The sequence below is a fragment of the Streptomyces pseudoechinosporeus genome, from assembly GCF_054783935.1.
In genome coordinates this window covers 260736-272142 of the sequence record NZ_BAAGPS010000024.1, presented here as the reverse complement: position 1 = coordinate 272142, position 11407 = coordinate 260736, and the positions used below count along the sequence as shown (strand labels likewise).

At 69.5% G+C, this 11407-nt stretch carries 7 protein-coding genes; 5 read left to right on the top strand and 2 right to left on the bottom strand.

Features of this window, described 5'->3' with window-relative positions:
* Positions 1-49 precede the first annotated feature (49 nt).
* Positions 50-1489: an NADP-dependent phosphogluconate dehydrogenase gene (gene gndA / locus ACYVO6_RS26630; RefSeq protein WP_461065344.1), complete on the bottom strand. Its 1440-nt coding sequence runs from the start codon at positions 1487-1489 to the stop codon at positions 50-52.
* Between the two features lie 235 nt (positions 1490-1724).
* On the opposite strand from gndA, the gene ACYVO6_RS26625 reads away from it, so the two are divergent.
* Entirely contained in the window at positions 1725-2879 is a 1155-nt protein-coding gene (locus ACYVO6_RS26625; RefSeq protein WP_461065342.1) for a transglycosylase family protein, read from the top strand.
* Positions 2880-2924: 45 nt separating this feature from the next.
* Here the strand turns inward: ACYVO6_RS26625 and ACYVO6_RS26620 are convergent, their stop codons facing one another.
* Complete coding sequence (locus tag ACYVO6_RS26620; protein ID WP_461065340.1) at positions 2925-4124, bottom strand: DMT family transporter; 1200 nt, start codon at positions 4122-4124, stop codon at positions 2925-2927.
* A 416-nt stretch (positions 4125-4540) separates the two neighbouring features.
* Between ACYVO6_RS26620 and glgA the strand changes: the two genes are divergently transcribed.
* The 4 genes from glgA to ACYVO6_RS26600 all read left to right on the top strand — a co-directional run bounded on the left by glgA (position 4541) and on the right by ACYVO6_RS26600 (position 11399).
* On the top strand, positions 4541-5701 hold the full coding sequence (gene glgA, locus ACYVO6_RS26615) for a glycogen synthase (RefSeq protein ID WP_461065338.1): 1161 nt from the start codon (positions 4541-4543) through the stop codon (positions 5699-5701).
* A gap of 61 nt (positions 5702-5762) precedes the next feature.
* Positions 5763-6983, top strand: coding sequence for a glucose-1-phosphate adenylyltransferase (gene glgC, locus ACYVO6_RS26610; protein ID WP_461065336.1), 1221 nt, complete (start codon positions 5763-5765; stop codon positions 6981-6983).
* A 183-nt stretch (positions 6984-7166) separates the two neighbouring features.
* Positions 7167-9794: a PA14 domain-containing protein gene (locus ACYVO6_RS26605; RefSeq protein ID WP_461065334.1), complete on the top strand. Its 2628-nt coding sequence runs from the start codon at positions 7167-7169 to the stop codon at positions 9792-9794.
* A 267-nt stretch (positions 9795-10061) separates the two neighbouring features.
* Positions 10062-11399 carry a wax ester/triacylglycerol synthase family O-acyltransferase gene (locus ACYVO6_RS26600; RefSeq protein ID WP_461065332.1) on the top strand — a complete coding sequence of 446 codons (1338 nt, stop codon included), beginning with the start codon at positions 10062-10064 and terminating at the stop codon, positions 11397-11399.
* Positions 11400-11407: the final 8 nt, after the last annotated feature.

Below are 11407 nucleotides of genomic sequence, written 5' to 3'. Positions count from 1 at the left end.
ACACGGTGGCCCGGTGCGGAGACTTCCGCACCGGGCCACCGTGTAGCTATTAGCCGGCCACCTCGGACCGGTCTCCACCCCACAACGTGTGGAACGACCCTTCCCGGTCCACCCGCCGATACGTGTGCGCCCCGAAGAAGTCCCGCTGCCCCTGCGTAAGCGCCGCAGGCAACCGCTCCGCACGCAGCGCGTCGTAGTACGTGAGAGCCGCGGCGAACCCGGGCGTAGGAACGCCCTGCTGCACCGCGGCGACGAGAACCGCACGCCAGTCGTCCTGCGCCGAACCGATCTCCTGCGCGAACGTCTCGTCGGAGAGCAGACTCGGCAGATCGGGCCGAGCGTCGTACGCGGTGCGAATCCGGTCGAGGAACGCCGCGCGGATGATGCACCCACCGCGCCAGAGCGAGGACACCGCACCCAGGTCGATGTTCCAGTCGTACTCCGCGCTGCCCGCCGCGATCTTGTGGAAGCCCTGCGTGTACGACACGATCTTCGAGGCGTACAGCGCCTGTTCCACCTGGTCGGCGAAGGCCGCCGCCTCCGACTCGCCGAGCGGCGCCGCCTTCGGCCCGGCGAGCCCCCGCGAGGCCTCGCGCAGCTCCGTGTGGCCCGACAGCGACCGGGCGAAGACCGCCTCCGCGATACCCGACACCGGCACACCCAGGTCCAGCGCGATCTGCACGGTCCAGCGGCCCGTGCCCTTCTGCTCGGCCTGGTCCTGGACGACGTCCACGAAGGGCTTGCCGGTGGCCGCGTCCACGTGGGACAGCACCTCGGCGGTGATCTCGATCAGGTAGGAGTCAAGGCGTCCGGTGTTCCAGGTGCGGAAGATGTCCGCGATCTGCGCGGGGGAGTAGCCCGCCACATCACGCAGCAGCTGGTACGCCTCGCCGATCAGCTGCATGTCCGCGTACTCGATGCCGTTGTGCACCATCTTCACGAAGTGACCGGCGCCGTCCGGGCCGACGTGCGAGACACAGGGCGTCCCGTCGTCCGCCTTGGCGGAGATCTTCTCCAGCATCGGACCGAGCGACTGGTACGACTCGACCGAACCGCCCGGCATGATGCTCGGCCCGTTCAGCGCGCCCTCCTCGCCGCCGGAGATGCCCGCGCCGACGAAGTGGAGGCCCTGCTCGCGCAGTTCGCGCTCCCGGCGCCGGGTGTCCGCGAAGTGGGCGTTGCCCCCGTCGATGATCATGTCGCCAGGCTCCAGGAGCGGGGCGAACTCCCGGATCACCGCGTCGGTCGGCTCGCCGGCCTTCACCATGATCACCAGGCGGCGCGGCCGCTCCAGGGCGGCCACGAACTCCTTGGCGGTCTCGGCCGCGATGAAGTCGCCCTCGCTGCCGAACTCCTCGACCAGCGCGTGCGTGCGCGACGCCGTCCGGTTGTGCAGGGCGACCGTGTATCCGTTGCGCGCGAAGTTACGGGCGAGATTGCGCCCCATGACCGCGAGACCCGTCACGCCGATCTGCGCTGAAGTGCTCATACGGTTGGCTCCTAAAAGGTCCTGAAAAACGGTGGTGCCAGTCAGTATCGCCCCACTGACCATCCTGACTTGCCGACGATGTGTACGCATGGCGTGCCGTTCTGCCTCAGTCGACCCGCAACAACAGTGCATTCCCGGTCACTTGGCAGGACAGAGCGGCTGATTGCCGCCTTGTCATGGCCTGTTCGTGGCGTTTACTTTTGCCGCTGCTGACGCATGTCGAGGGGGCTATTCCATGGCCGTACGGGGCCGGCACCGCCGGTATCAGCCGAACAGGATCAACCGTGCCTCGCTGACGGTCACGGCGGGCGGCGCCGGAATGGCGATGCCCCTGATAGCCACCGGCGTTGCCGACGCGGCCGATGTGGACACCTGGAACAAGGTCGCCGCCTGCGAGTCCAGCAACAAGTGGGACATCAACACCGGCAACGGCTATTACGGCGGGCTGCAGTTCAAGCAGTCCACCTGGGAGGCGTTCGGCGGCACGGTCTACGCGTCACGCGCCGACCTCGCCACCAAGGACCAGCAGATCGCCATCGCCGAGAAGGTCCTCAAGGGCCAGGGTCCCCGTGCCTGGCCGGTGTGCTCCGTGCGCGCGGGCCTCACCCAGGGCGGCGACGCCCCCGACATCAACCCCTCGGGCACCGGGGACCGCAAACCCGAGCGCACCGTCCGCGACGTGCAGCCGCAGACCACGCCCCAGTCCCGGGCGGGCACCGCCGAGATGTACACCGTCGTCCGCGGCGACACACTGTCCGGCATCGCCGGCTCCCGTGAAGTCCAGGGCGGCTGGCGGCAGTTGTACGACACCAACCGCAAGACCATCGGCGCCGACCCGGACATGATCGTCCCCGGCCAGCGGCTGAGCCTGCGCGCCAAGGCCCCGGAGAAGGCCCCTACCGGTACGCCGGTGTCCAACCCGACCGCTCCCGAGAAGCCCGAGAAGAAGGAAGAGCAGGCCGAGAGCAAGCCGCGCGAGTCGGCGCGTACTCTCACCGCACCGGTGGACGCCGGCGCCGGAACGCCGTACCGCGCGACGGGTTCCTCCTGGTCGAAGGGCTACCACACGGGCGTCGACTTCCCGGTGCCCACCGGCACCTCGGTCAAGTCGGTCGCCGCGGGCCAGGTCGTGACCTCGGGCTGGGGCGGATCCTTCGGCTACCAGGTGGTGATCAAACACGCCGACGGCCGCTACAGCCAGTACGCCCATCTGTCGGCGATCTCCGTGAAGGACGGGCAGAAAGTGGTGAGCGGACAGCGCATCGGCCGCTCCGGCTCCACGGGCAACAGCTCGGGCCCGCATCTGCACTTCGAGGTGCGGACGGGGCCCGAATTCGGCAGCGACATCGATCCGGTCGCCTATCTGCGCAAGGGTGGCGTCAGCCTCTGACAGCTTCCGGCGCGGACGCCTGATGTCAGGACCGTACGCCTGGTATCAGGACCTGAGGCGGGAGCCGGCCACCAGCGGCACCGGAAGCAGCGGGATGTAGAGGCCGTCGTACGGACCTGGCTGCCGGACCGATTCATCCGCGCTGTCCCGCGTATCGCCGCCCGGCGGCGGCCCGTTGGACCCGGTGCGCGTCAGCCCGCCCGCCTCCCGTACGGCCACCGGCGTCGGCACGACGACCGTGGCGGGCGCGAGCGGCACCTCTTCCCGCACCGCCCCAGCCGCTTCTCGCCCCGGCGCCGCCGCGGGGACCAGTCCCGCCACCTCGGCGGTCTGCTGCTCGGGCAGCAGGGCCACCTCGTCGGCGGGAGCCCCGGCCACCATGGCGGGCTCGCCCGGGACAGACTCCGTACGCTCCGTGCTGCTGATCCGCTCCGACGTCAGGAGGATGAGGCCGCCCGCCGCGACGACACCGAAGCCCAGTGCGAGGAGGGTGCCTGTCGAGCCGTAACGGAAGGTCTCGCCGAACATCGTGATGCCGACCGCGGCCGCCACCACAGGGTTCACCACGGTCAGCGTGGCCAGCGGCGCCGCGAGTCCCGCGCCCCGGTAGGCGGCCTGCGAGAGCAGCATGCCGGCCGTGGCCAGGACGCCGATCACCGCCAGGGCGGGCAGCTGGCCGAGCGTGAAGCCGCCCGTCCAGTCCACCGCGACCGTCTTCGTGAACACCGACGACATACCGAACGCGACACCGGACGCGATCGCCAGCAGCACACTGCGCACCGCCGGGTGCCGGTGTGCCGCGCGGGCCGCCATCATCAGGCCCACTACCGCACCACCGGTGGCCAGGGCCACCGCCAGCTGCTGGGAGTTGTCCAGGGACTGCGAATCGGCCGTGCCGACCAGCGACAGCAGTCCGGCCAGGCCGACTGTCGCCATGATGGCGCCCCGCCAGGCCGTCGCACCGGCCTTGCGGCGTACGAAGAGAGCCGCCATGGGAAGCGCGAACACAATGGTCAACGCGCCCAGCGGCTGCACCAGACTCAGGGGGCCGAAGGCGAGGGCCACGACGTGCAGCAGACCACCGAGGCCGTTGAGACCCACCGCGGCCCACCAGGCGGGCCGGCGCATGGGAGCGTACGACTGGTCCGGTGTCGCCGCGGCGACCCGTTCCTGCACGATCGCGCCACCGGCGTAGGCGACGGCGGACACGAGCGAAAGCAGCACAGACAGGGCAAGGGCGCTCATGGGACCCTCCTCTGCGTCTGGCTGGCGCGCTCCGGCTGGCGGGGAGTCCGGCGCGGCGAACGGTCGGTTTTCATGGTGAATACGATGCCCTTCGAACGCGCTCGCGTCGTCGTCCTTGAGCAGGCATTGGGTCCTACTGCCGATGGAGTACGACCTGCGCCCCGTCCTACCCTGGTTGGGTGACACCGGGTACAACTCCCATGCTCGAACCGGTATGCCCGCTTGGTCCACTCGAATTCCGTGCATCTTGACCGGAACTCGACCGTGATCACATTCGGTGTCCGCGAGGTCGCACACTGGTTCGCTTCGCCCGCCCGTCGCACCGTTCCCGTCCCCGCTGTCACTTGCGGTCTTCCCCCGCGGGCCTGTTCTGGGTGACCATGGGGGAACAAGCCGCAGAGACAGGGGGTAACCGGGTGCGAGTGGGCCTTTTGACCCGGGAGTACCCGCCGGACGTGTACGGCGGCGCGGGCGTCCATGTCGAGTTCCTCGCCAGGGAGCTGCGGCCCCTCACGGACCTCGATGTGCACTGCTGGGGCGAGGGCGCCGCGAACGGAGTCGTCCGCCACCGGCCCTGGCCCACGCTCGACGGCGCCAACGACGCGTTGCGCACCTTCTCCGTGGACCTCGCGATGACCGCCGCCCTCGAAGGCCGCGAGCTCGTCCACTCGCACACCTGGTACGCCAATCTCGCCGGCCACCTCGCGAAAATGCTGTACGGCATTCCGCACGTGATGACCGCCCACTCCCTGGAGCCGCTGCGCCCCTGGAAGGCCGAGCAGCTCGGCGGCGGTTACGCCCTGTCGAGCTGGGCCGAACGCACCGCGATCGAGGCCGCCGACGCCGTGATCGCCGTCTCCGGAGCCATGCGCGAGGACATCCTCGGCTGCTACCCGGCCCTGGACCCGGCAAAAGTGCGCGTCGTGCACAACGGCATCGACACCACCCTGTACCAGCCGGACCACGGCACGGACGTCCTGGAGCGCGTGGGCGTCGACCCCGACCGCCCGTACGTCCTGTTCGTCGGCCGCATCACGCGCCAGAAGGGCGTGCCCCAACTGCTGCGCGCCGTACGGGACATCGACCCGGCCGCACAGGTCGTCCTGTGCGCGGGAGCCCCCGACACCCCGGAGATCGACCGGGAGTTCCGCGATCTCTTCCAGGAACTCAGCCGCGTACGCCAGGGCCTGTTCTGGATCCCGCAGATGCTGCCGCGCCCGGACGTGATCCAACTCCTCACGCACGCCGCCGTGTTCGTGTGTCCGTCGGTCTACGAGCCGCTGGGCATTGTCAATCTCGAGGCGATGGCCTGTGGCACGGCCGTGGTCGCCTCACGGGTCGGCGGGATCCCCGAGGTCGTCGAGGACGGCGAGACGGGTCTGCTCGTGTCCGTCGACGAGAGCGCCGAGGAACACGCGGCGCAGCTCGCGCGTGCCCTCGACTCCCTGCTCGCCGACCCCGAGGCCGCCCGGCGGATGGGCGAGGCGGGCCGGGAGCGGGCGGTGCGGGAGTTCGGCTGGGACGCGGTGGCCCGGCGTACGGTCCAGCTGTACGAGGAACTCCTCAAACAGGGGTAAGCCTCAAGCAGGTGAAGTACAAGAAAAATGGCACAACCGGGCGGTAGAGGGGCGGCACGGCATGCGACGCGGTGGACCTTCGGTGCTGGGAATCGTACTGGCTGGTGGTGAGGGCAAGCGTTTGATGCCCCTGACCGCCGACCGTGCGAAACCCGCGGTCACGTTTGGCGGAACGTATCGCCTCGTGGACTTCGTACTTTCCAATCTTGTCAACGCCGATATCCTGCGCATCTGCGTACTGACGCAGTACAAGTCGCACTCGCTGGACCGGCACATCACCACGACCTGGCGGATGTCCAGCCTGTTGGGCAACTACGTCACGCCGGTCCCGGCCCAGCAGCGGCTCGGCCCGCGCTGGTACCTCGGCAGCGCCGACGCGATCCTGCAGTCGCTGAACCTCATCTACGACGAACAGCCCGAGTACGTGGCAGTGTTCGGCGCCGACCATGTGTACCGCATGGATCCGCGGCAGATGCTCGCCCAGCACATCGACAGCGGGGCGGGCGTGACCGTCGCCGGGATACGGGTGCCGAGGGGCGAGTCGTCGTCCTTCGGTGTCATCGCCCCCGGGTCCGACGGCCAGACCGTCGACAGCTTCCTGGAGAAGCCCGCCGACCCGCCGGGTCTCCCGGACGACCCCGAGTCCGTGTTCGCCTCGATGGGCAACTACATCTTCACCACCAAGGCCCTGATCGAGGCCCTCCAGCGGGACTCCGAGGAGGAGAACTCCGTACACGACATGGGCGGTTCGATCCTGCCGCAGCTCACCGAGCGCGGCGAGGCCCAGCTGTACGACTTCAGCGCCAACCATGTGCCCGGTGAGACCGTGCGCGACCAGGGTTACTGGCGTGACGTCGGCACCCTCGACGCGTACTACGACGCCCATATGGATCTGATCGCCGAGCGGCCCGCCTTCAACCTCTACAACCGCCAGTGGCCCATCTACACCCACTCCGGCCAGCTCTCGCCGGCCCGCTTCAACGCCGGCGGCATCGCCAGCGAGTCGATCATCAGCGCCGGCTGCCTCATCCGCGGCCAGGTCAGCCGCTCGGTGCTCTCGCCGGGCGTGGTCGTCGACCCGGGCGCCGTCGTCCAGGGCTCGGTGCTGCACGACAACGTCCACATCGGGCGGGGTGCGGTGGTACGGGGCGCGGTGCTCGACAAGAACGTGCAGGTCCCGCCGGGCGCGACGATCGGCGTCAATCCGGAACGGGACCATGAGCTGTACACGGTCTCCAAGGGCGGTGTGATCGCGCTGGGCAAGGGCCAGCAGGTGTCGTAACGATCATCGGGACGGCCTCGGTGCGGAACGCGCACCGAGGCCGTTTGTCATGTTCCTGGACGAAGGGTGGGTATCCGTGTTGTCATGCCAACTGCCGTTCCTGACAACGTTATCCAGGCCCGGGCCAACCCGAAGCCAGCCTGGAGCGACGAGCCGCCACCTTCCTCAACCAAGGAGGAATCCGTGCGCATCAGAAGACCCGCAAGATCCGGAGGACTCAGAGACCGACTCGCGTTACTCCTCGCCGTGGTCCTCGGCATCGCGGGACTCACCGCCGTGCCCACCGCGACCGCGGCTGACGACCCTGCCGAGATCCATGGCCTCAAGGGCGAGTACTACACCCAGTCCGCCCCCGGCGCCTTCGACTTCCATGAGCTCAAGGCCACCGGATTCGACCGGCAGCTCGACTTCGACAACCTCGAACCACGGCTGAACTTCGCCACCGGACAGTCCGACGACGTCAGCGTCCGCTGGACCGGCAAGCTCGTGCCGGAGAAGACCGGCCCTCATACCTTCTCGATCACCGGTGACAACGGCTTCCGGCTGTGGATCGACGACGCACTCGTCATCGACCACTGGGTCGACGACTGGGACCGCGAACAGACCTCCCAACCCGTCGAGTTGACGGCCGGGCAGGCGTACGACATCAAGGTCGAGTACTTCGAGCACTACGGCGGCTCGAATCTCCACCTCCGCTGGACCCCGCCCGGCGGCAGCAAGGCGGCCGTGCCGCAGTCCGCGTTCCGCCTCCCCGACGGCTTCGACTACGACGGCGCCCTCGCGGCCACGGTCCTGGGGGACGGCCGCACCCTGAAACTCGACTTCGCGCAGCGGTTGGCCGCGCCTCCGGCCGGCCTCACCGATCACCTCGAGGCGGTCATCGGCGGCGCCGAATGGCCCCTCGGAACGGCCAAGGTGGACCCCGCCGACCCGAAAGCCCTGCTCGTCGCACTCAAGGAACCCGTCGTCGGCAACAAGACCGGCACCGCCCGCGGCACCGTCGACCTCCGCTACGACGGCGAGGGCGGCCTGTCCGGCTCGGACGGCAACGTTGTCGGCGCCTTCTGGAGCAGCGGGCCCAATCGCTCCATGTACCAACTGCGCACCCAGTGGGCCGACGAGGTGGGCCCGGACAACGCCCATCCCGAGTACCCCCGGCCGCAGTTGACCCGTGACACCTGGCGGAACCTCAACGGACGCTGGCAGTTCGCCGCGGCCGAGGCGGGCGAGCGGCCCCCGGTCGGCAAGGACCTCAGGGAGCGGATCCTCGTCCCCTACCCGGTGGAGTCCCAGCTCTCGGGCATCGAACGGCACGAGGACCGCATGTGGTACCGCCGCACCTTCACCGTCCCCGCCGACTGGAAGATCGGCTCCGGCAAGCGGCTCAAGCTCAACTTCGGCGCCGTCGACTGGCACTCCGAGGTCTACGTCAACGGCACCAAGGTCGCCGAACACAAGGGCGGCTACGACAAGTTCAGCGCCGACATCACCGATGCGCTGAAGCCCGGCCGTACCCAGGAGCTGATCGTCGGCGTGTACGACCCGACCGATTCGGCGAACGGCGAGAACCCGCCCGTCGGCAAGCAGCGCCTCGACCCCAGCGGCATCTGGTACACCTCGTCCTCCGGCATCTGGCAGACGGTGTGGATGGAGCCGGTCGCCGCCGACCACGTCGACTCGCTGGGGCTCACTCCGGACGTCGAGACAGGCCGACTCACCGTCGAGGCCAGGGGAGTCCGCGACGGAGTTCCGGTCACGGCAGTGGCGTACGAGGGGAAACGGAAGGTCGCCACGGCGAGCGGCCGTACCGGACAGCCGCTCGATCTCAAGATCCCGAAGGCTCGTCTCTGGTCGCCGGACGACCCGTTCCTCTACGACCTCGAGGTGAGCGTCGGCCGTGACCGCGTGGGCAGCTACTTCGGCATGCGGTCCATCGCCGTCGAGCAGGTCAACGGCACCCCGCGCACCGTTCTCAACGGCGAGCCCGTCTTCATGATGGCCACGCTCGACCAGGGTTTCTGGCCCGACGGACTGCACACGGCGCCCACCGACGAGGCCCTCGCGTACGACCTGAGGATGCACAAGGAGATGGGCTTCAACTCGGTCCGCAAGCACATCAAAGTGGAACCGGACCGCTGGTTCTACTGGGCCGACAAGCTCGGTCTGCTGGTCTGGCAGGACATGCCGGCGATGACCGCAGGGGTGACTCCCGATGCCGCGTCCCGTGCCCAGTACGAGCGCGAGATGAAGCAGATGATCGACGAGCACATCAGCAGTCCGTCGGTCGTCATGTGGGTGACCTTCAACGAGGGCTGGGGCCAGTACGACGTGGGCCGTATCGCCGAGCAGGCCAAGTCGTGGGATCCGACGCGGCTGGTCAACGGCCAGTCGGGCCTCAACCTCGGGGCCGACGGCAATACCGGCGACCTCATGGACGAGCACGGCTACCCGAGCCCGGCGCTGCCACCCGCCCCCGACGGGAAACGGGCGCTGGTCAGCGGCGAGTACGGCGGCCTTGGCCTCGCCGTGCCCGGTCACGCCTGGTCGGTCCAGCAGTCGTACGTCGATGTCGACCCGGCCACCTACACCGACGACTATCTGGCGAAGCTCGACGAGGTGCGCGCGCTGGTCTGCCGGGGCAGCAACGGCGCCGTCTATACCCAGATCTCCGATGTGGAGGGCGAGCTGAACGGTCTCCTCACATACGACCGCGAGGTGATCAAGCCTGATGTGCCCCGGCTGAAGGCCGCACATGAGGCACTGATCCGGGACGCGTCCCTGGCGACCCCCGCGGGCTGCCCGGCCGCGTGACGGCCATCTGGCTGATTCCTGCGACCGGCGTTGTACGGCATCCGCCCGCTCACCTTCGCGGTGGGCGGGCGGGCCGCCCGGCCGTATGCGGCCCCGCAGGCCCTTCAGCTGCCCTGAAATGACCTCGTAAACCACATGCGTCCCATCCCTCACATGGCGGCGGGACTTAATCTGCTGTTAACTGTGCGTAGCTTGATCGTACTTGACCGTAATCGCTTGTCGGGGGTTGACTGCTTGCTCACCCGTCGTCGACGCGAGAGCAAGCCATTGACCTCCGACCTGCTTGCACCACTCGACCTGGCGTTCTGGAACATCGAGTCCGCCGAGCACCCCATGCATCTCGGCGCCCTCGGTGTCTTCGAGAGCCATTCGCCCGCAGCGGGCGCCCATGCCGCCGACCTGCTCGCGGCCCGCGCCGCGGGCGTGTCCGGGCTGCGGATGCGGATCCGTGACGTATGGCAGCCGTTCTCCTTCGGGCAGCCGCTGGCCTTCGGCGGTGCGGCCCGCGAGCCGGCACGCGACTTCGACCCGCTCGACCATGTCCGGCTGCACGCGCCGACCGCGGACTTCCACGAATCGGCGGGCGCGCTCATGCAGCGCCGGCTGGTGCGCGACAGGCCGCCGTGGGAGGCGCATGTGCTGCCCGGCGTGGACGGCACCTCGTTCGCCGTGCTCTTCAAGTTCCACCACGCCCTGGCCGACGGACTGCGGGCGCTGACGCTCGCGGCGGCGGTCATGGACCCCATGGACCTGCCCGAGCCCCGCCCCCGCCCCGCAGAGCCCGCCCGCGGCTTCCTCCCGGACGTACGCAAACTGCCGGGCCTCGTCCGCGGCACCCTCTCCGACGTGGGCCGGGCCCTCGACATCGGCGCCTCCGTCGCCCGCGCCACCCTGGGCGTCCGCTCCTCGTCCGCCCTGGTGTCGGAGCCGACCGGCACCCGCCGTATCGCGGGTGTGAACCTGGATCTCGACGAGGTGCACAAGATCCGCAAGAGCGTGGGCGGCACCGTCAACGACGTACTGATCGCGATCGTCGCGGGCGCCCTGCGCCGCTGGCTGGACGAGCGCGGCGACGGCAGCGAGGGCGTCGTGCCGCGGGCCCTGATCCCCGTCTCCAAGCGCCGCCCGCGCACCGCGCACCCCCAGGGCAACCGACTCTCCGGCTACCTGATCAAGCTGCCCGTCGACGACGCGGACCCGCTCGGGCGGCTCGACACGGTGCGTACGGCCATGAACCGCAACAAGGACGCGGGCCCCAACCGGGGCGCTGGTGCCGTCGCCCTGCTCGCCGATCATGTGCTGCCGCTGGGGCACCGGCTCGGCGGTCCCGTCGTCGGCCAGGCGGCCCGGCTGCTCTTCGACATCCTGGTCACCAGCGTGCCGCTGCCCAGCCTCGGCCTGAAACTCGGCGGCTGCCCGCTCACCGAGGTCTATCCGCTCGCCCCGCTCGCCCGCGGCCAGTCCCTCGCGGTCGCCGTCTCGACGTACCGCGGGCGCGTCCACTACGGGCTCGTCGCCGACGCGGAGGCCGTGCCGGACCTGGACCGGCTGGCCAAGTCGGTGATCGCGGAGGTGGAGGCGCTGAACGTCGCCTGCGCGCCCTGACGAGAGCG